Origin of the sequence: Cytobacillus spartinae (assembly GCF_042865285.1) — a bacterium.
GTDB classification, from domain to species: domain Bacteria; phylum Bacillota; class Bacilli; order Bacillales; family Cytobacillaceae; genus Robertmurraya_A; species Robertmurraya_A spartinae.
Map to the genome: position 1 here is coordinate 203,722 of NZ_JBIACK010000008.1, position 21,244 is coordinate 224,965.

Annotated in this window: 22 protein-coding genes and 2 pseudogenes; 2 read left to right on the forward strand and 22 right to left on the reverse strand. The window is 37.0% G+C overall.

Going from position 1 to position 21,244, the window contains the following annotated elements; genetic code table 11:
- Positions 1 to 48 precede the first annotated feature (48 nt).
- From ypjB to aroC, 15 genes are all read right to left on the reverse strand, one after another.
- Complete coding sequence (gene ypjB / locus ACFYKX_RS16595; RefSeq protein ID WP_389362178.1) at positions 49 to 858, reverse strand: sporulation protein YpjB; 810 nt, start codon at positions 856 to 858, stop codon at positions 49 to 51.
- A 522-nt stretch (positions 859 to 1,380) separates the two neighbouring features.
- A complete protein-coding gene (locus ACFYKX_RS16600; RefSeq protein WP_389362179.1) occupies positions 1,381 to 1,974 on the reverse strand; it encodes a DUF1405 domain-containing protein in 594 nt (197 codons plus the stop codon).
- A 153-nt stretch (positions 1,975 to 2,127) separates the two neighbouring features.
- Entirely contained in the window at positions 2,128 to 2,895 is a 768-nt protein-coding gene (locus ACFYKX_RS16605) for a menaquinol-cytochrome c reductase cytochrome b/c subunit (protein WP_389362180.1), read from the reverse strand.
- Positions 2,896 to 2,948: 53 nt separating this feature from the next.
- Positions 2,949 to 3,623, reverse strand: a complete 675-nt coding sequence (qcrB, locus tag ACFYKX_RS16610) for a menaquinol-cytochrome c reductase cytochrome b subunit (RefSeq protein WP_389362181.1) — start codon at positions 3,621 to 3,623, stop codon at positions 2,949 to 2,951.
- Positions 3,624 to 3,626: 3 nt separating this feature from the next.
- Positions 3,627 to 4,133, reverse strand: a complete 507-nt coding sequence (locus tag ACFYKX_RS16615; RefSeq protein ID WP_389362182.1) for a QcrA and Rieske domain-containing protein — start codon at positions 4,131 to 4,133, stop codon at positions 3,627 to 3,629.
- A 151-nt stretch (positions 4,134 to 4,284) separates the two neighbouring features.
- Positions 4,285 to 4,749: a YpiF family protein gene (locus ACFYKX_RS16620; RefSeq protein ID WP_389362183.1), complete on the reverse strand. Its 465-nt coding sequence runs from the start codon at positions 4,747 to 4,749 to the stop codon at positions 4,285 to 4,287.
- Positions 4,750 to 4,916: 167 nt separating this feature from the next.
- Positions 4,917 to 5,480: a ReoY family proteolytic degradation factor gene (locus ACFYKX_RS16625; RefSeq protein WP_389362184.1), complete on the reverse strand. Its 564-nt coding sequence runs from the start codon at positions 5,478 to 5,480 to the stop codon at positions 4,917 to 4,919.
- A 50-nt stretch (positions 5,481 to 5,530) separates the two neighbouring features.
- A complete protein-coding gene (locus tag ACFYKX_RS16630) occupies positions 5,531 to 6,796 on the reverse strand; it encodes a tetratricopeptide repeat protein (RefSeq protein ID WP_389362185.1) in 1,266 nt (421 codons plus the stop codon).
- Positions 6,797 to 6,815: 19 nt separating this feature from the next.
- Positions 6,816 to 7,721 carry a hypothetical protein gene (locus tag ACFYKX_RS16635; protein WP_389362186.1) on the reverse strand — a complete coding sequence of 302 codons (906 nt, stop codon included), beginning with the start codon at positions 7,719 to 7,721 and terminating at the stop codon, positions 6,816 to 6,818.
- Positions 7,722 to 7,859: 138 nt separating this feature from the next.
- Complete coding sequence (gene aroA, locus ACFYKX_RS16640) at positions 7,860 to 9,149, reverse strand: 3-phosphoshikimate 1-carboxyvinyltransferase (protein WP_389362187.1); 1,290 nt, start codon at positions 9,147 to 9,149, stop codon at positions 7,860 to 7,862.
- 24 nt (positions 9,150 to 9,173) lie between these two features.
- A complete protein-coding gene (locus ACFYKX_RS16645; protein WP_389362188.1) occupies positions 9,174 to 10,280 on the reverse strand; it encodes a prephenate dehydrogenase in 1,107 nt (368 codons plus the stop codon).
- A gap of 186 nt (positions 10,281 to 10,466) precedes the next feature.
- Positions 10,467 to 11,564, reverse strand: a complete 1,098-nt coding sequence (gene hisC / locus ACFYKX_RS16650; protein ID WP_389362189.1) for a histidinol-phosphate transaminase — start codon at positions 11,562 to 11,564, stop codon at positions 10,467 to 10,469.
- Positions 11,565 to 11,764: 200 nt separating this feature from the next.
- Positions 11,765 to 12,130 carry a chorismate mutase gene (gene aroH, locus ACFYKX_RS16655; RefSeq protein ID WP_389362190.1) on the reverse strand — a complete coding sequence of 122 codons (366 nt, stop codon included), beginning with the start codon at positions 12,128 to 12,130 and terminating at the stop codon, positions 11,765 to 11,767.
- A gap of 2 nt (positions 12,131 to 12,132) precedes the next feature.
- Positions 12,133 to 13,221, reverse strand: coding sequence for a 3-dehydroquinate synthase (aroB, locus tag ACFYKX_RS16660; RefSeq protein WP_389362191.1), 1,089 nt, complete (start codon positions 13,219 to 13,221; stop codon positions 12,133 to 12,135).
- Positions 13,221 to 14,393 (reverse strand): chorismate synthase, encoded by a 1,173-nt coding sequence (aroC, locus tag ACFYKX_RS16665; protein WP_389362192.1) that lies wholly within the window; start codon positions 14,391 to 14,393, stop codon positions 13,221 to 13,223. Before aroC ends, aroB begins: the two co-directional genes overlap by 1 nt.
- 541 nt (positions 14,394 to 14,934) lie before the next feature.
- On the opposite strand from aroC, the pseudogene ACFYKX_RS16670 reads away from it, so the two are divergent.
- A pseudogene (locus ACFYKX_RS16670) lies at positions 14,935 to 15,169 on the forward strand (IS5/IS1182 family transposase); the annotation flags it as partial.
- Positions 15,147 to 15,374, forward strand: a pseudogene (locus ACFYKX_RS16675) (transposase); the annotation flags it as partial. The pseudogenes ACFYKX_RS16670 and ACFYKX_RS16675, both read left to right, overlap by 23 nt.
- Before the next feature lie 265 nt (positions 15,375 to 15,639).
- On the opposite strand, the gene ACFYKX_RS16680 reads toward ACFYKX_RS16675, so the two are convergent.
- The 7 genes from ACFYKX_RS16680 to folE all read right to left on the reverse strand — a co-directional run bounded on the left by ACFYKX_RS16680 (position 15,640) and on the right by folE (position 20,983).
- The gene (locus tag ACFYKX_RS16680; protein WP_389362193.1) at positions 15,640 to 16,413 is read right to left on the reverse strand and encodes a CheR family methyltransferase; all 774 of its coding nucleotides are present in this window, start codon (positions 16,411 to 16,413) and stop codon (positions 15,640 to 15,642) included.
- A gap of 220 nt (positions 16,414 to 16,633) precedes the next feature.
- Positions 16,634 to 17,080, reverse strand: a complete 447-nt coding sequence (ndk, locus tag ACFYKX_RS16685) for a nucleoside-diphosphate kinase (RefSeq protein WP_389362194.1) — start codon at positions 17,078 to 17,080, stop codon at positions 16,634 to 16,636.
- 89 nt (positions 17,081 to 17,169) lie between these two features.
- Complete coding sequence (gene hepT / locus ACFYKX_RS16690; protein WP_389362195.1) at positions 17,170 to 18,132, reverse strand: heptaprenyl diphosphate synthase component II; 963 nt, start codon at positions 18,130 to 18,132, stop codon at positions 17,170 to 17,172.
- 95 nt (positions 18,133 to 18,227) lie between these two features.
- The gene (locus tag ACFYKX_RS16695; protein ID WP_389362196.1) at positions 18,228 to 18,929 is read right to left on the reverse strand and encodes a demethylmenaquinone methyltransferase; all 702 of its coding nucleotides are present in this window, start codon (positions 18,927 to 18,929) and stop codon (positions 18,228 to 18,230) included.
- 4 nt (positions 18,930 to 18,933) lie between these two features.
- Entirely contained in the window at positions 18,934 to 19,761 is an 828-nt protein-coding gene (locus ACFYKX_RS16700; RefSeq protein WP_389362197.1) for a heptaprenyl diphosphate synthase component 1, read from the reverse strand.
- A gap of 221 nt (positions 19,762 to 19,982) precedes the next feature.
- Positions 19,983 to 20,219, reverse strand: a complete 237-nt coding sequence (gene mtrB / locus ACFYKX_RS16705) for a trp RNA-binding attenuation protein MtrB (protein WP_389362198.1) — start codon at positions 20,217 to 20,219, stop codon at positions 19,983 to 19,985.
- Positions 20,220 to 20,416: 197 nt separating this feature from the next.
- Positions 20,417 to 20,983 carry a GTP cyclohydrolase I FolE gene (folE, locus tag ACFYKX_RS16710; RefSeq protein WP_389362199.1) on the reverse strand — a complete coding sequence of 189 codons (567 nt, stop codon included), beginning with the start codon at positions 20,981 to 20,983 and terminating at the stop codon, positions 20,417 to 20,419.
- Positions 20,984 to 21,244 lie beyond the last annotated feature (261 nt).

Sequence of the window (21,244 nt, forward strand, 5' to 3'; positions counted from 1 at the left end):
TATTTCTACATGATGTTACTATAATTTTATTGTTCTTTAGAGTATGTGTCAATCTTTTAACTCTCTTGAACGGTTCTTTTCCCGTTCTCTTCTTAATTCTCGTTCACCCTGATATTTTCTGAAACCAACATAAGATAAAGTCAAAATAATAATGCTTCCAGTTGAAATAATTACCCACCATAAAGAAGGATCAGCATCATCTTCCGTCATTTCGTCAAAGATGTTTTTCAAATCATTCTCAAGAGCCACAAGTTCAGCCTGACTAGCTGCTTCCGCTAGCACACGAGGTCGGTAATGGTCGATAAAGTTAATCCGCGCATCCAGTTGCTGTATTTTTTCTACCTCTAAATCCAATTTCATACTAGGATAAATCACTTCATAAAGTGACAAAAAAGAATTAAATCTAGTATGGAAATTCTCGTTATCGCCGTTTATAGCTGCTTCCTTGACCCCACCATAAACAGTCATTATAGGGCCTTCCATCTCTGTCCATAGTGGCTGATGAGTAGACGTTACAGCATCGATCACTAGACGAAATTTAGTGACTCTATTAATTCTTTCATTATGTCCCATGCTTGTACTTGTTGTAGCTTCAACTGCCTCATTATGTGCGACAGTGACAATTCTTAGTTCATCCATTGTAAAGGAGTGGTCTTCCATCGTATACGATAAAAACTGATTAGAGAAATACTCTAACAGCTTTTTAGCATCCTCATAGCGAGTAGACTTTACCATCTGGAGTGCCTCATCAGAAATCTGATTAAGCTTATCAATCGGAGCTTGATGATGATTTGCATTTATAGTTAAAGGTGCTAGTAAAAACATTATGAAAACAAAAATAATTAACTTGAACTTCATTTCTTGTCCCCCCTCACACATTACTATTAAAATGTTATGAAAGGTTGGACAAGGTTAGACCATAATTATAGAATTCTGAGGTGGTTTAATTATTTTAAGTAGGACTTTATAATCTATAGGTTTGAGTTTGAAGCATATGATCCCTTTTAACAATAATTTACAAATATCCATTTATGCCCATGAATAAGCCCATGGTTATTACTACTTAGCCTCATATTGTGGATTCTAAAAGCTTTGAGCTTGCCTACAGTTTTTCCTATTAAAAATTTATTTAATTACTATAAACCGTTAATTTCCACTACGGGCGAACGCTTTCAGCGGGGTGTGAGCTTTTAGCCTCCTCTGTCGTGACGAGGAGGCCCGGCGAATGCCCCCCGGAAAACAAGCGCCTGGAGAAAAATCAACCTTATATAGTATAATTTCATATTAATATTTACAAAAAGGCATCAAGAATTCTCTCGATGCCCCTTGTTGATAATCTGCGAGGCTGTTTATAACTAAACATGAACAGCCAAATTGTTTTTATTTTAACTCAAGAGTAAACCTGTTCTTCCGTAATCCAAAATAATAAGCAATACCTAAAGACAACATACTTAACCAAAATGTGAAATAGCCAATTTGAGGGATATAGTCATCTAACATATGGTACTGTGGAAGCATGAAGAATACGTAATCAATTACATCGTTATGTAAGGTCCAAATACCGGCAACTACTAAATGCCACATCTTAAAACGGTAAAATGGAGCATAGAGCACTCCTTGTAGGGCCATAGCCCCATGAGAAATCATTAACATGTACCCGATCCAGTCCAAATGACCGGTAACTACTAATACGAGAAAATTCATGACAACAGCCCATATTCCATATTTAAATAGAGTAACCATTGCAAGCGCCTCGAATAATGGCCAATTCTTCCCTAAAATAAAGGCAACTAGGACAAATACAAAAAACAAACATGCCGTTGGACTATCAGGTACAAATGCTAGGAATATAGGTGGTGTTTCTACTAATTGATAGCGGTACCAATAATAAGCATAGATCGTACCAAGGAAGTTTGTAATTAAAAGAAGCCAAAGAACAGACCGATTGGCTAAAATGGAGTATACCCACATCATCTCGTTTTCCTCATCTCTACTATTAAATATAATCTATATTTTAACAAAAAATCTAGGAAAGTCCTAATCCAAGGGGTATTTTCGAAGAGCTATCTACTCTAGAATCATCAGAAAAAATAAAAAAACTGACGCAAAGTACGTCAGTCTTTTACATTATTTACTTTCTAAAGTAGAGATGAACTCAGCAAGCTTTGCTAACTCTTCATCTGTACCTTTAAATAGTCCACCAGGCATTGCACCTTGACCATTTTTAGCGATTTCTGCAACTTCTTCTGGCGTTAAGCCTGTGTCGATAAGAGCTGGTGAACCAGCACCACCTTGAAGATCTCCACCGTGACAGCTTACACAACCATTTTGTTCAAAGATTTTATAACCATCTGATTCTTTGTCAATTTCAGCTTCAGCTACGATTTTACCCATTTCCTTCTTAGCTTCCCAGTCCGTTTGAACTGCAGACTCCCAAGTTAAATAAGTAATTCCTGCTAGAGCTAATAACATGAAACCAGTTGCTAAAGGTCTCTTTGATGGGCGACGTTCTGGCCCTCTATCAATAAATGGAGCTAATAACAACGCACCAAATGCTAGTCCAGGAATAATAAATGCACCAATTGCATTATAAGGCCCAGAAGCATAACTATACTTTAATAATTGATATAAAAATAGGAAATACCAGTCTGGCAACGGAAGATATGCCGTATCAGTTGGATCAGCCATTTTTTCAAGTGGCGGTTGGTGAGCAACTGTTAAACATAAGTATCCGATAAGGAATACAGCCCCTACCATCCATTCTTTTAGTAGGAAGTTAGGCCAAAAAGCTTCAGTTTTGCCAGGGTATTCCGAATAGTCTTTCGGAATATTAGGTTTACGTTCTGCAGGTACACGAGAGTCACCCACAAACTTCATACCTTTTCCACGATGCATGGAGCAATCCCCCTCCTTTTACTATAACTCGTAAATCTATTAATGTGATAATCTTACAACGGACCAGAGATACCTTGTTTACGAATCATTAAGAAGTGAGCTCCCATTAAACCTAACAATGCGCCAGGTAAGAAGAATACATGAATCGCAAAGAAACGAGTCAATGTTTGAGCTCCGAGGATTTCAGAATGTCCGGCTAATAAGATTTTTAGCTGTGTACCTATTAATGGGGTTGTTTCAGCTATTTGAATACCAACTTTCGTTGCGAATAAAGCTTTCATATCCCATGGTAATAAATATCCAGTGAAACCAAGTCCAAGCATAACGAAGAAAATTAAAACCCCAACAACCCAGTTAAGTTCACGAGGCTTCTTGTATGCTCCTTGGAAAAATACACGTAACGTATGTAAAAACATCATTACGATAACTAAACTTGCACCCCAGTGGTGCATACCACGAACGATTTGTCCGAAGGCAACTTCATTTTGTAAGTAATGTACAGACTCCCAAGCATTCTTAATATCTGGAACGTAATACATCGTTAAGAACATACCAGATAAAATTTGGATTACTGTAACAAAGAACGTTAGTCCGCCGAAGCAGTATACAAATGCAGAGAAGTGATGTGCAGGGTTTACGTGCTCAGGAACTTCATGGTCTGCAATATCCCGCCACAAAGGCGTAATATCTAAACGCTCATCTACCCAATCATAAATTTTGTTTAACAATTATTACGCCCCCCCTCTCGGTTTTGCTTTACCTAAGTATAGGTAACCGTCTCTTTCTTCAAATGGATAAACGTCTAACGGTGCGATTGGCGGAGTACCAGGTACGTTGGTACCGTCTTTCGTGTAAAGACCGTTATGACATGGACAGAAGAAGTGATCTGGATTCGTTTTATCCTTATTCCAGTCAACTACGCAGCCCAAATGTTTACAAATAGGTGACAAGGCAACGATTTCTCCGTTTTCATCCTTATAAACCCAAGCAGTGTTCGTAACTTCTGAAGTGTACCAAGCATCTTGTTGTTCAAATGTAAAGTCAACTCGAGTCGGCTCATTAGTGATGTCGGCTACTTTTTGTGGTGTTGCGATAAAGTCACCACCTGCAGACGCTTTCAACACTGGATCTACAGCAAAACGAACCATTGGCATTAACATTCCTGCAGCCATAAATCCACCTACACCAGTAAGTGTATAGTTTAGGAATTGACGTCTAGAAACGCGATGTTTGCTCATACTTTTCCCCCCTCTATTATGAAGTGTGCTAGTCCAACGGACAAAATTCAACACAATATAAAACTAGGACATAACCATGATATATCAATCTTTAGCCAAGGTCAATAAAATCCTTTGCTAAAGGATGGCAACAATGTGACTAAAATCTCTGTTATTCACTTGCTTGCCATTTTTGGACAAATAAATTAATCAATTGTTTTACCTGATTTTCTAAAATAGAAATTCGATAGCTATCTTCCATATGTTCAAGTGGAATTGATGGAAGCCATATTAGAGCCCCCTCTAAATCCTGTTCCTTAGCCTTCCAATCACTATCACTCGTTACGTAAAAGATATGCTTAAAGCCATTTTCAGAGAGTTCTTTTTCCCACTCTAGGACATTCTCTAACAGCTTGTCTTCCGAACTATTTTTCAAATATGTAAGACCTGGCAACATAAGAAGGCGACCTTTAAATTGTCTTTCAAGTTGAATAGACAGTAGTGTTATAAATTCACTCATTGACGCTGTTTGCTTTATATCATCTTTAAAAGAGATAGGAAGTAATGGTATAACAGCTGTATCTACATACTCTTTTGCATTTAAGAACATATCAATATCCTGCGGAATCCATTTCATTTAAATCACTCCAATTATTCTTTAAAATCCATCATTATCATACCACTTTCTATTAAAGGGAAATAGGTAATGTGCAAAAATCTGTTTTTATATTTTCTATGCATATCTTTCCATATATTCCAGTTAGATATAAGTATGTTTTCTAACAAAATAAAAAAGCCTGCCTGTTACAGCAAGCTTCCATCATTCACCTTTTCCACTTTCTTTAGTTGCTCTGTTAATCGTTCAAAGGCAACCGCATCTTGTTGATCCAATGCTTGATCGATCAACTCCAGTAATTTTTCTCTCTGAAATTTTTTTATACTTGTCGTTAAGAACTTCTCTGCGATTAAACGATCCTTATCGCTAATTTGAAGATTCTTTGGCATAAAGGGATTTTCCTCGAGAACTGCTGCATACTGATGTGCCTGGTTAGATGCGTGGAAATTTAGTTGAATATAAATTTCTTCTTCTCTGTTTAGACGGATGTCATGAAAAGACTTTTCAGCATCAGTCGTCATGACATTTTCCTTGTAGAAACGGAATGGAACTTCATCCACACAATGAGTCGACATCACTAGCCCCCGTGGACAATACTGCGCTTGATCAACAAAATGTACCCTTTCCATTAACTGATCATGACTCATTAAATAGTTTAAGATCCATACACATTCCCGTCTTTTTAACTGATAGTGATTTAAAAACCAGCGAATAAAGTCTTTTTTCTCGTTGACAGATACAGGGGTCGTCATCGAAGCTTCCCTCCTCTGCATACAACTTTTTTTGATGATCAACACCAGAATTAATTTAAATCATCGGTAAGCCTCTCGAGTATTTCTTCATACTCCACATTAGACGGATCATTTTCTAGAAGCTTAGTAAAAATTTCGGCGGCCTCATGCCTTTTTCCTTCCTCCATGAGAAAATATCCGTAATCTGTTAGAAACTCCGATTGATTCTTAAAGAAATTATATGCAAGTTGATATTTGTTTAATGCCTGTGAATATTTTTCTAAATGTTGTAATGCAATAGCCTCATCCCATAACAATTCAGGTTCATCTATGCCGTTTTGTTGCAACAAGTCTACAATCTCAAGCACATCTTCATATTTCTCTTGCTTCAGGAAAAGCTTATTAATTGTAATGGCAGCTTCAATAAATTCAGGATCTAGTGCCAATGCCTCCCGAAAAAGTTGTTCTGCTTCTTGTTCCTTGCCAATCTTTAAAGCTATTTTGCCGCCATAGAAATATAAATCCTTGTTATATTCGTCTTGTTTAATTCCTTCTTTAACAGCACTAAAGCTATCTTCAAGCTCTTCTTCCCGTTCATATGCTTTTGCTAAATATAGATATAAAGAATGATATTCAGGATCAATTTCCTTTAATTCATTAAATTTTTCAATAGCAGTTTTATTATAGCCTGCTTGTAAGGCAGTAAAAGCATAGCTAAATAATGTATTTATTTCCAGCTTGTCCTCGAGCGCCTTCTCATAATAGGGAATCGCTTCTTCAAAGGCTCCTCCTGCACTTAGTGCATCTCCAAGCCTTTGATGTACATTTACTCCGGCAATTTCATTATCTGTTTGAATAACCTGCTTATAGGCTTTGATTGCTTCTGTGAACTTCCCTTGTTCTAAAAAAAGTTCACCCAGAGCAAATTCAATAATCGGTTCATCGGGTAAAATTGACTTTGCTTTTAGAAGCTTCTGTTCACTAACTTCATAAAGACCTTCCATTTGGTAAAGATCTGCTAAGAGTAGAAGTGCCTGTGGGAAGCTAGCATCATTTTCATTAATTTTTTCAAGCTCTAGCATCGCCTGATCTTCATCACCGAGTTCTATAAAAGTCTCAGCAAGAAGAACCAATAGTTCGCCCTCTTCAGGATATGATTCTAAAAGCTTTTGAAACAACGCCTTTGCTTCCTCTAGAAATCCATACTGGAATAGTTCTTCTCCTAATACGATTCTTTCTTCGTTTGTTCCATTCATTAAAATTTGGTTATAATCTTTAATTGCTTCTTCGTGTTGACCGTTTTCTAAAAGGGTGATGATTTTCTCGATTTTTTCCATATGATAAATCCTTTCCTACCTATTCCTCATACACAAAGAAAGAGGGGGTGTTTATTATGACATGTTCTCCAAAACCTGGACGATACAAAACATGATCCCCGGCACGGATAACAGTATCCTTATGAACAGTAATCAATAGTTTATCATTATGATAAAGAAATAACTCGGAATCTTCAATATTACTGATTTCTTGAGACTGTTCATAAAAGTTATAGCTCACTTCCCCTCCCTGATGAATAATTGACTTTAGAGGAAGAATACCAATTTTACAGAGATTTTGAAAGGAAATCGGCTCGCGTTCTCGGATCTCATCTTTTGTAGAAGGGATTTTCTCTTTCTCCATAATTTCTTTCCATATGGACTTACTTTTGTTTATATCCCTGGGCTTATCCCCCTTAAAAACAGGTGAAATTGGCGCATTATAAGGAAACATAGCCTCCCTTATCCACCCCCAAGGAATATCAAAGAGCTCGTCCGAATGTTCAACTTCCACAAAGAGAATCGGAACTTTCTCCCTCTTTGTTTTTCGAATAAAGTCTGGAGTTAATAATCGAATTGGTATTTTTACTCCTATTACAAAATCAATAGGACTATTCAGTAGGTGGGCTTTTAATGATTTAAGTTTATCACGTAATAAATATTCTTGTTCAACTTCTGTGTATGTTAAAAATGAGGTACAGCCTTTTTTAATAAATTGGCTAATGTAATACTCTTTCATTTCCGAAAAGGATTTATCAAATGGAATATGTGGATCAAAAACAGTATAAGGCGGAGTCATCACATATGGACTTGCATTCATCCTCACGTAAGAATACCTCTTTAAGGTAGATCTGATGGAGGATATACGTTTGTCTTTAACTAAGAGTGATGTTGTTTCAAGTTTCTTTTTCTTTAAGATATTTGCGTTCTCTATGATATACGCCATAAAACCACCCTCTTTTACGGTCTTATGACAAGCTATGAATTTTTTTAGAAAATATGACTGTTTGTCCCAAATTAGACATTGCTTCCTATTCCCTCAATATAAAAACTACAGCCTTTTCTGACTGTAGTTTTTGTTTGCTTATTGAATTAAACTTTCTAAATGGGAGAAGAAAGTTGGATAAGAAACGGATATTGCTTCCTTGTTCGTAAGTGCCACATCCCCTTGGCATAGTAAGCCAGCAATTGCTAGCATCATACCTATTCGATGATCCCCATGACTATCCACTTTTCCGCCTTGTAGAGTACTTCGCCCGTAAATAACCATTCCGTCTTTTGTTGCTTCAATACGAGCACCAAGTTTAGAAAGCTCATTTACAACCGTATCAATCCGATTTGTTTCTTTCACTTTCAACTCTTCAGCATCTTTTATAACCGTTACCCCTTCAGCTTGTGTTGCTAGAAGGGCAATGATAGGGATTTCATCTATGAGCCTTGGAATTAGCTCTCCTTCAATTACAGTACCTTTAAGAGATGAATATTTAATCACAATATCTCCTACAGGTTCAAATGAATCATACTGTTCGTTGACAATCTGTAAATCGGCACCCATATCCTTCATAACGTCGATAATCCCTGTTCTAGTTGGATTTAGACCTACATTTTTTAGGTGAATTTCACTGTTGGGTACGATTGCACCAGCAACTAAGAAAAATGCCGCAGAAGAGATGTCTCCTGGTACATGCACAGTTGTTCCTTGGAAGGATTGACCTCCTTGAATGGTTACAGACCGGTCCTTCACAACCACCTCTCCACCAAACTTTCTAATCATTCTTTCGGTATGGTCCCTTGTTTGTACTGACTCTATAATGGTTGTTGTTCCTTCTGCCTGCATACCTGCAAAAAGTAAACATGATTTAACTTGCGCGCTCGCAACTGGAAGTGTATAGTGAAAACTTTTTAAACTACCACCTCTAATAGAAATAGGGGTATATTCACCATTATTTCTACCATCTATTAGAGCACCCATTTCCATTAATGGTTTGGTAACTCTAGTCATAGGTCGCTTTCCAATAGAATGATCACCTATTAAAGTCGTATAAAAAGGGCAACCCGATAAGATTCCTAACATTAATCGTATGGTTGTACCTGAATTCCCAACATCTAATATGTCAGAAGGTTCCTTAAGACCATCTAATCCTTTGCCATGAACAAGTACTTGATCGTCTTCCAAATGAATATCGATTCCTAATTTTCTAAAACACGAAATGGTACTTAAGCAATCTTCGCCCATTAGGAAATTTGTTACTGTTGTTAAGCCATTTGAAATGGCTCCGAACATAATAGATCGGTGGGAAATAGATTTATCTCCTGGAACAGTGATCTGTCCTTCTAACTTTTTAATATTTGTTGTTAGCTGAGCATAGGTCATCTTTACAACCCTACCTTCCCACGTTTATGGTCCAATCGATGTTTCGTAGTCCGTGTAATGCTTAATGCATTGAGCAGCACGTTCACGATCCTCTTCTGTTTGAAAGCTAATGACTAGAACGCCATATATAGTTTCTCTCGTTTCTAAAATTCGAATATTGGTTATGCTAATATTTTCTTCTGCTAAGTAGCCAGTTATCTCAGAAATCACACCTGGATAGTCTGGTACATCAACAAATAAATCATAAAAAGCAGGAATTGCACCCTTTTCTCTAATAGGGAGTTCATCACGGAATTGCTTCGCATCAAAGAAGTAGTTATATATTTCTTCACCATTTTCTTCCTTTAGCATGGTCACGACTTTTTCCATCTCAGTTTGCCATCGTTCAAGTAGAGTGAGAAGTACCTTTTTATTGTGTAAAGAAATATCTCTCCACATTTCAGGGCTACTAGAAGCTATTCTCGTAATATCTCTAAAGCCTCCTGCTGCGAGTCTAGTAACTAGATTTTGATCTTGGCTAGTTTGCTCTGCCTGATGAACTAAAGAAGCTGCTATGACATGTGGGAAATGACTAATGACACCTGTTAAGTAATCATGCTCTTCTGGAGAAAGAATTAAAAACTTTGCCTTCGTACCAGAAAGCCATTCTTTTAGTATATCAATTTTGTCTTTTTCTATATGTTCTTGAGGGGTTAGAAGGTAAAAAGCATTTTCAAAGAGTATGGACTTTGCTGCAGTCACTCCACTTTTATGGGAACCAGCCATAGGATGACCGCCAATAAATGTGATCCTCTTTTCCTTCAAACATAATGCTTTCTTAACAATTTCTTCTTTTGTGCTTCCTGCATCCGTTACAATTACATTATTTTTTAGCGGAAGTTCATTCAAAAGCTCTAATATATGTTCTGTTTCCTTCACTGGTGTTGAAATAACAATCAAATCAGCTTGAACAGCTCCTGCTTCAATGGTATCTGCTATTTCATCTATGACACCGAGCATTTTAGCGAGCTTACATTGCTCATCATTAATATCGTAACCAATAATAGTGGAATCAGGATGCTTCTGTTTTATACATAGTGCTAATGAACCCCCGATGAGTCCTAACCCTATTACAAATACATGGCCTTTCAAGGGATCACCCGCCTTTTAGATGCTATTAAAGAGGCTGTTCACAAGTGCTTGTGAATAGCCTCTCTATCTATATTTTTTTATGAGTTTCAACTAGCCAAAAAATGACTATTTACCATAAGGAAGTCTGTTTTTTAACCATAAAGTATATTTTCACAACCAGATTCCGTATAGCAAATGATCAACAACTTATGAAAGAGCTGCTTTTTCTGTTAGGAATTGCTTTAACACTCCAATGATGCCTGTGTTCTCTTCCTCAGATCCAACAGTAATACGTACAGATGTTGGGAATCCAAGGGCATTTCCAGAGCGTACGATATATCCTCTTTCAAGTAAGTATTGGAAAACTTCATTCCCCTCAACGTTAAAGTCAATTAAGATAAAGTTTCCTTGTGATGGTGTATACGACAAATTGTGGTCGTGGCAGAACGTATAGAACTGTTCTAGTCCCTTCCTATTTTGTTCGCTACAGGCTTGAACAAATTCCTGATCTCCTAAGGCAGCGATTGCAGCTACTTGTGCAAACGAGTTAACATTGAATGGCTCTCGTGCAGGTTCTAGCGCCCGAATCACATTTGCATTACTTACTCCATAACCCACTCGAAAACTAGCTAATCCATATATTTTCGAGAACGTTCTCAACACAATAAGATTATCAAAGTTCTCTGTTAAACGAATCGAATTATAGTAGTCTTGAGCAACTACATATTCGTAGTATGCTTCATCAAGTACAACTAGAGTCTCCTTAGGAACCTCCTGTAAAAATGCAATTAGTTTCGATTCCGAGATATATGCACCTGTTGGATTATTCGGGCTACACACCCATACCACATTGGTTTTTTCATCAATAGCATTCAGCATTCCATCTAGATCATGTTCACCATTAATTAACGGAACCTCTCTTATCTCAGCCCCCTCAATAATGGCATTATGACGATATTGAGGAAAGGTTGGAGTAGCCATAACGGTGTTATACCCTGGACGAAGTAGTGCTCGCGCAATAATAAGAATAATTTCATCTGAACCATTTCCGAAAATTAATTGTTCAGGTTTCACCTTCAAAAATTCTGATAAAGCATTTCGCAAATTAGTCGCATACCCATCAGGATAAATCGCATACTTCGCCATATTTTGAACAGCTTCTTTGACTTTATTAGAGCATCCAGACGGATTCTCGTTAGAAGCCAATTTTACAATACGTTCTAGCTGGTACTGTTTTTTTACTTCATCTGTAGATTTACCAGGTTGATATGGTGTAAGCTTTAGTATTTGATCTTTCCATCTCATCTTTTCCACCTCATATAACTCTTTCTAGGCTCTTTTGTACTCTTAAAACGAATGAACGCAGAGAATATTTTTTCACCCAAACACTTTCTCTTGTTATCAAATTAAAGTACGAAAGGATTTATTTAACTATATCATAATTGTTAAGATTTAGGCTATTTTTGTTTAAACAATTCCCTTACCTAGATTAAGAGCATTGCTTACTATAAAGCCTTTAGATCTGGTCTTAATCCGACAGCTCCCTCTAAATAAACATGCTTTACTTCAGATTGTTTTTCAGTCGTATTATGGTGAATCATGACCCGAATACACTTGTTTAACGAACCCGGAACCGGTATCTCTTTCATACACATGACCGGAACATGTGTCCAACCTTCAAGCAATCTCAATGCTTTCGCAGGAAAGGCTGCTGTTATATCATCTGTAACAGAAATAAAAACTGATGCAACATCTTCTGCATGGATGTTATTTTCTTCAATAATTTGAACCATTAATTTTTTGGTTGCATCTACGATTTGTTCCTCATTATTTTCCTGAACGGTGATGGCTCCTCTTACCCCTCTAATCATCTTCATTCCTCCCCCGTTTTTAGAAAGCCTTTCAACTTGTTAACGATATAATCATCATCTATTCCCATCATAACTGGTTGACCGATTTCTTTTAATAGGACAAACTGAACAGTCTGGCCGACTGATTTTTTATCTTGTTTCATTTTTTCTAGTAATCGTTCGACACTTAAATGAGAGGGTACTTCGGTATCATACCCAAGCTGGTTTAACCAACTTACTAATTTCTCATGATTAAAAGTGAAGCCTAATTTATCACTACTAATCTGAAGTGCAAAGACCATACCAATGATTACAGCTTCACCGTGTGAAATCTCCCCATACCCAGCTTCCGCTTCAATAGCATGACCTAGCGTGTGGCCTAAATTTAAGAATGCTCTTATTCCAGATTCCTTCTCGTCCTGAGAAACAATTGCACCTTTAATCGTGATTCCCCTAGCCAGACAATAACTTAGTTGTTCTTCTGTTAAATCATCTAGACTGTGAATGTGCTCCAATAGCCATTCATAAAAGGAAACATCCTGAATCAATCCATGCTTAATGACCTCAGCAAATCCTGAACGTTTCTCTCTTAAAGGTAATGATTTAAGGAAGTTTAGATCATAATACACGGCTTCGGGCTGATAAAAAACACCAATCATGTTCTTTCCTAGAGGATGATTAATAGCGACCTTACCACCGACAGCACTATCATGAGCTAAAATAGTAGTAGGAACTTGAATGAACGGAATCCCCCTCATAAATGTTCCAGCGACAAACCCCGCTAAATCACCGACTGCACCCCCACCAAAAGCAAGGACCAATGATTTTCTGTCTAACTTTTGTTGAAGTGCAAATGTTAGACATTGATAGTACACATCAAAAGTCTTTGCTTTTTCTCCACTAGGCACTACATATGAAACTGTATCAATGGTTGCTAAGGTGTTTACTAATTTATTCAAATATAAATCTGCTACATTTTCATCCGTAATAATCATCACGTTTGTAATAGAAGGAAATGATTTAATTAGGTAACTAGAAAGTCCTTCAATTACACCAGATCCAATATGTACTGGGTACTTCTTTGAAGGAGTTTGAATAAGGATTGTTTCCATTAAAACTCCCTCGCATACTTGCGTTGATTCTCAACGGATTCAATTAAAGACTCCATTCTGTCTGAATAAAATTGATCCACTATAGCCGAAGCAAGCTCCCAAGCGATTACACTCTCAGCAACCACAGCAGCTGCAGGGACGGCACAGCTATCAGATCTTTCAATACTTGCAGAAAAGGGCTCTTTTGTTTCAATATCAATACTTTGAAGAGGCTTATAAAGTGTTGGAATTGGCTTCATTACACCACGTACCACAATCGGCATACCCGTGGACATACCACCTTCGAATCCTCCAAGGCGATTTGTTTTTCTATAATATCCATCTTCTTTATTCCAAGAGATCTCGTCATGAACCTGACTCCCTGGCTTTCTAGCTGCGTCAAATCCAATCCCAAATTCTACTCCCTTAAATGCATTTATACTTACAATGGCACCTGCTAATTTTGCATCTAGTTTTCTATCGTAATGAACATAACTCCCTACACCTGGAGGCATCCCCTCGACAATCACTTCAACGATACCACCAATAGAGTCTCCATTTTTTTTAGCCTCATCAATTGCATTCATCATTTCCTTTTCTGCGACTGGATCTAAACATCTTACGGGTGAACTCTCTGTGATTTCTTGTAACTTTTCAATGGATTCGTATGTAGATACATTTGATTTTACTCCCCCGATTTCAATCACATGGGAAGCAACTTGAATACCTAATAGGGCTAAAAGTTTCTTAGCAACTGCTCCTGCTGCTACCCTAACGGTAGTTTCCCTTGCCGAGGATCGCTCTAACACATTTCTCATATCTCTATGTCCGTATTTTAGGGCACCATTCAAATCCGCATGTCCAGGCCGTGGGCGTGAGATTTTCCTTTTAACTTCTTCCTCCTCATCTTCACTAATCGGCTCTTGTCCCATGATTTTTGTCCAATGCTTCCAATCATTATTTTCTACCACTAAGGAAACAGGTGAACCTAACGTGTATCCATGTCTGATACCACCAACAATTTGAACAGTATCCTTTTCGATTTGCATTCTTCTACCTCTGCCATGACCTTTTTGGCGGCGAGCTAGATCTGCATTTATATCTTCTGCTGTTATGGGCATACCCGCTGGTAACCCTTCAATAATCGTTGTTAACTGAGGTCCATGGGACTCTCCAGATGTCAAATATCTCATAACTCTTTCCCCCTTCAACTCGTTAAAGGATTTTGTTTTGTACCAATATAACATAAGCATAAAAATAAAAACAGTGTAAGTTTGAAAATTATAAATAATAATTACCTACTACATCGTTGTAAAAAGAAACACTTATGTTAGATTGAAGTCATTTTATCACGACCATGTTGTGATTAACAAAGGCTCGCTTTTAAACTCAAAAATCCTAGATTGGTATTCATTCTATAATAACAAAAAATGGTTTATGCGAAAGATTTTTATGTTGACTGCACAAAAAAAAGAGCCCAAATGTAGGCTCTCAGACTGTAGACAAACTCGATTAATTCAGGAGTTTTCCTGCAGTTTTTTTCATTTAAAATAAATTATATCTAAATAACCGTTGATTTACGCTACGAGCGAACGCTTTCCGCGGGGTGCGACTTGAGCCTCCTCAGTCGCTCTGCTCCCTGCGGGGTCTCAAGTTTCGCACTATTCCCGCAGGAGTCGTCGCCCTCCGCTCCAATCAACTTAGTAAACTGTATAACCCATGAGGTGACCAATTATGATGACCCAAAACCAATCCAATGAACGTGAACAGTTAGAAATGCTGACTATGGATTTATTAGTTCCTGAAATCATTTGGTACGTAAGCTGGAGTCAGCCCTTGATTTCACGTTCATCTATCCCATGGTTGAAAACTTATATTCAGTGATCGGCCGTCCAAGTATTGATCCTGTCGTTTGTTTAAGATGGTTTTCATACAATTCATATTTGGAGGCTTACTTAGAAGCAGCAGAACATTTACGCCATACGGATGAAATCAAAGAAATATATGCAAAAAGTAAAGAAACGATTCAACGTGTCTTTGCTGATTTGAAGGAGAAGAATGATATGCGATGGACAACCTTACGAGGTATTAAAAAATTGTCCATGCAGGCGATGCTTACGTTTGCTTCCATGAACTTAAAAAAACCAGCAACATGGACATGGAAAGTTGCTTAAGATGACAAAACTTAGGTTGATCGGAGCGGAAGGCGCTTGACTCCTGGGGAGTAGCGGAACAGTTGAGACCCCGCAAGAGCGAGAGCGATGAAGGAAGAATTCGCTTTTAATTCTTCCCAGGAGGCTCACCGCCTGTCCCCCGGAAAGCAAGCGCCTGGAGCGGAAGCGGAAATCAACCATTTTACCTGCAATTAAATAGATACAGAAAAAAGGCATCAGTCTCGATGCCCTTTTTTCGACAATCTAAGAGCCCAAATGCAGGCTCTTACTTTTTTCGATAGAAAAATGTGTCTTCAGTTTCAAAGTCATATAAAGAAGGGTTGAATATTTGTTCCGTGCTTCCTACAAAGAAAATACCATCCTTATTCAAAGCATTGCTAAATTTCTTGTACAAGATATCCTTCGCTTCTTCCGTAAAATAGATAAGCACGTTTCTACAGACGATTAAATCAAATGGTCCCCCAAAGGAGTCTGCTAAAAGATTATGCTTCTTGAACGTGACGGTTTTCTTAATCTCATCAGAAACTTTAAAGAAACTACCATCTTGGGTAAAATACTTTCTCTTCATATCCTCGGGTACTTCGTTTAAGGATCTCTCTGGATACATCCCTACTTTAGCTCTAGCAATTACGTTGTCATCTATATCAGTCGCTAGAATTTGAACCTGGGAAAGCGGCATAAATTTTGACATGATCATCGCAATTGTATATGGTTCTTCGCCAGTTGAGCATGCTGCACTCCATATTTTTAGACGTTTGTTCCTTTGAAGCATTTTAGGAAGTAGTTGTTGTTCTAGAACATTCCATCTTTTATTATTCCTGTAAAACTCTGAGACATTAATCGTCATTCGATCTAGAAATTCATTTAGAAGCTCTTTATCCTTGCTAATCGCATTAAAGAAGTCTTGAAACGACTTGAATCCCTTTTTTTCATATAAAGAAACCAGTCTTCTTTTCATTTGAGCTTCTTTATAAAGTGCTAAATCAATCCCTGTTTTCTTTTTAATATTTAATATAAATTGTTGATAATCATCCACCATAATCCTGTTCTCCTCTATTAACTTCCTAATTAAGTTTAATACGTAATTTATATGATAATTGTCAAATATACTCTAAGTATAGCGAAAATCAGGAAAAACGGAGCATTTTTTGTCAAAAAGTTTTTGTCCAAGAAGGAATCTTCTATATTTGTTCACAAACATATTGCATACGGTTACAAAAAAAAGAACTTGTACAAAGACAAGTTCTTTTTAAGTGGTATTATTTAACCCACTCATTCATTAATTTAGAATAGTTTACAAGCTCTTCTTCTTTGAAGAATAAACCAATTTCACGTACAGCACTTTCAGGAGAATCTGAACCGTGGATAATGTTCTTTCCAACTGTAGCTGCGAAATCGCCACGAATTGTTCCTGGTGCAGAATCTTTAGGGTTTGTAGCTCCCATCATTAAACGAGCTGTAGCGATAGCATTCTCGCCTTCCCATACCATTGCAAATACAGGACCAGAAGTAATGAAATCTACTAACTCTCCGAAGAAAGGACGCTCTTTATGCTCACCGTAGTGTTGCTCAGCAAGTTCTTTAGAGATGCTCATTAATTTTCCACCAACTAATTGAAATCCTTTTTTCTCAAAACGAGCAACGATTTCACCAATTAAATTACGTTGTACGCCATCTGGCTTTACCATTAAGAAAGTTCTTTCCATGAAAATCCACTCCTATGTCTTTTATGTATCACATTACCTTTATAGGCAATCCACGAAAAATATTAACATTGTTTCAAAAATTTATCAATTTAAAATTTTCGTTTACCGATGTATTGTGCAATATCTTTAAAAGTTTTCTTCGCACGATTATCAGGAAGTTCTTGAAGCACAGATAAAGCTTTTTCTAGATACTTATCACTAATCTCTATTGATTTTTCAATAGCCCCAGAAGCTTTAATTAATTCAATAATGTGGTTGATCTCTTGGCGACTCATATTTTCATGAACTTTAACAATCTCAGCCTTAATATGCTCTTGCTCCATCGCATATAAAACAGGAAGTGTAATGTTTCCTTGTAGTAAGTCTCCACCTGCCGGTTTTCCTAACGTCTTCTCCGTTCCAGTGAAATCTAAAATATCATCTGTAATTTGAAAAGACATGCCCACATAATAACCAAATAAAAATAATTTCTTATGGATTTCTTCACTCACATTTGCAGCTACTGCACCTAATTGACAGCTTGAAGCAATTAAAAGAGCAGTCTTTCTTTTAATTCTACGAAGATAGTCTCGAAGATTTTGGTCAAAACGATATTTATCCTTAATCTGCTCAATCTCACCAACACATACTTCAACAATCGTATTAGATAGTATTTTGTGAGCCTCAACATTCTGTATATTCGTCATTAATTCTAATGAACGAGCAAAGATATAATCACCCGTATACATAGCTATTCGATTATCCCATTTGGCTTTGATGGTCGGCTTACCACGACGAAGCTCAGCATCATCAATTACATCATCATGCACAAGTGAAGCCATATGGATAAGTTCAAGTGCAACTGCAACATCTTTTATGACATCAATATTATAATTACCAAATTTTCCTGCGAGCAAAACAAAAACGGGGCGAATTCTTTTTCCCCCGGCCTGTAATAAATGTAAGGACGCCTCACGTAATAAAGGCGATTGAGCTTCAATTGTATCCTCAAGTGTCTTTTCAATTATTCCAATATCGGAATTCAAAAATGAATAGGTCATTTTTAACTTCATTTAATATTCACCCAGCTTGAATATATTTCAGGGAATTGAAAACGGAATTGTTTATTGTTTCCATAAAAATCTACAAAATTGTTGTTAATCGCCTATTATTTTTGACCAATATGAACTGCAGCAGCCCCTAAGCTATATGGCTTGTAATAGACATTGTTAAACCCAGCACGTTCAAACATCTTCGCTAACTCTTTCATTCCCGGAAAATCACGAGCTGACTCTTGTAACCAAGAATATTCATTATAACTTTTAGCAAAAAGCTTTCCAAAAATAGGCATGATAAATCTGAAATAGAAGAAGTAAAGTTGTCTAAAACCAATCATCGTAGGTTGTGAAGTTTCTAAACATACAGCAATACCACCTGGTTTTAATACACGGTTCATTTCTTTTAAAACCTGTAAATAATCAGGGACATTTCTTAAACCAAAGCCGATGGTTACATAATCAAATGTGTCGTCTGGAAATGGTAGCTCCATTGCATTGCCGTGCATTAAGGTAACTTGGTCCAAATTTAGGTTTTTAACTTTTTCCTCTCCAATTTTCAGCATATTCTTGCTAAAGTCTAATCCAACAACTTCACCAGTCTTGCCTACTTCATTGGCTAAGGCAATTGTCCAATCCGCCGTACCACAGCAAACATCAAGAGCTTTTTTACCCTTCTCTACCTGCATTTTTTTCATTGTGTCTTCTCGCCATTTTTTGTGCTGCTGAAAGCTAATAACGGAATTCATCTTATCGTAGTTTTCAGATATTTTTTCAAAAACGCCATGAACGCGTTCTTCTTTTGATTGTTGCATTCCTTTACCCTTCTTCCGCAAATGTTTTGGCTACAGGTGTTTGACCCAATAACTTAGATATTCGTTCATCCACTAATTCATTTAAAAATGGAATTTTACTTTTAGCTCTATTTAATAGGTCTCTTGAGAAATCTATATAGCGATCGCACACGATGACAAGATAGTTTTTTTGCTCTATTGAAAGTTCTTTTAACGTTCGATTATGTTTAGGAAAAGTCAATCTCATCAAAGCCTCAAAAAGATTTGAAGTGCCCATATTTAGATACATTTCCCTTTCGGAGAGTAGACGCTTAATCAATAAGAAATTCACAACAACATCATCCCAATATTTCACTTGGAAAAAACTCGTTAATTTTTCCAAGAGATTGGACTCTATTGTTTTTAAGCTCTCCATAAGATTGCTAAGGTCTTTAGCATCTTGCTGATAAAAGGAAATCTTATGGTCGTTGATGTTCTTGGTTCCCTCTGAGAGAATTCGAATCAAGTCTATATCCTCAGATTCAGCCAGTATTTTATAATATAATCCACTATAATAATCACCGGCTAGTACCGTTAACTGCTGGCTCTTTTGAGTTTCATCTTCTGTTACAGTATTTCTAACATGGTCATGGGTATCAAGGGCAATTTGAATAAGCATGGTAGAAATGATGTAGGCTTCCGTTTTATCTTTTGAAAGATCTAATTGATTAAGAATGGATACAAGAAAAAGAAGCTTATCTTCATCTATTATTGGTGCCTGTATATGCTGAAATAAGTAAGGGTGATTGATGCGCCCCTCAACTATTTCCCTCACATTCGCTAATTTTTTTTGAATATCTTGCAATATGATCACCCTTGTATCCCCGAAGTCTCTATCTATATTGTTATCCATATCGGTTGAGATAATTAGAATTTATCGTATTTATAACTATTTATATGTATGAAACAGGGCCTAAACTATCTTTATTAAGCCCTTCTAAGCAGTAAAATAAGGCAGTCACCATTATATCATAAAAGAGGCAATAATGGGTTGTATGAAATAAAATAAAGAAGATTCTGTTAATGTGTCTAACTCTATTTTTTAGGTTCGCTTTCTATCTCTCCATAAGATGTTATAATTTTAGCATTCCCTCTAACCTTTATTGCAGATGTATGCTCAGTAAATTGAGCAATAAGAACTTCCCCTTTATCTAACTTCTCTGAGTGATGAAACTTTGTATCTGTACCTCTAGTTAATCCAATTACGTTGACACCATCTTCAACGGCTTTGATTACAACATAGTCACTAGTTACCGACTGTTTCTTTTCCATATTTTGACACATCCATTTCAAAATATTTGAAAAGGCCAAAAGAATTCTTTTAGCCTTTTCCGATATGTTTAGTTTCCTTTATTAAACGAAAAATAGAAACGAAATATTAATTGGACTACCCTTTGCTTATAGACCAAGATCAATAAAATAACTCATAACATCTACAAATGTGTGGAGCGCTTAAGAATAAGTGAGGCCTAATTTTTTATCAATGATAATACCTCTGCGCGAGCTCTAGCATCATCAGCTAAAACTCCTCTGACAGCAGATGTAACGGTTTTAGATCCTGGCTTTTTAACGCCTCTCATGGTCATGCACATGTGCTCTGCTTCGACAATAACCATAACCCCATGTGGTTCTAGCTTTTCCATTATCGAATTAGCAACTGTAGAAGTAATTCTTTCTTGAAGCTGAGGTCTTTTCGCGACTGCCTCAACAGCTCTTGCAAGTTTACTTAAGCCAGTCACCCTGCCGTTCCTAGGGATATAGGCAACATGAGCTTTTCCGTAGAACGGTACAAGGTGATGCTCACACATAGAGTAGAATGGAATATCCTTTACCAACACAAGCTCCTCGTGTTCTTCACCAAAGATTGTTTCAAAGTATTCTCTAGGATCTTGGTTTAAGCCAGAAAAAACCTCTTCATACATTTTGGCTACACGCTTAGGAGTATCAAGTAGACCTTCACGATTTGGATCTTCTCCAATAGCTTCTAATATTAAACGCACCGCTTCTTCTATTTGGGCACGATTTACGTTTGACATCTTACTTCCTCCTATAACCTTATGGGTTCAGTTTATTTAGTTTGAGGAATCATACAATTTCCTACGTAGTACAACATTTACATCTTAGCATAAACAATTTCATACAAGCAAAAATAGAATCTTATTAAAAAAAAGGTTCAACGTCAAATGTTGGGGTGGAGTCAATTTTACTTCACCCTTATCCAATATGAACACCCATTTTTTTATACTTATGTGTCAATAATATCTTTGCTCTAAAACGCTTAAAACTCCTAAAACCAA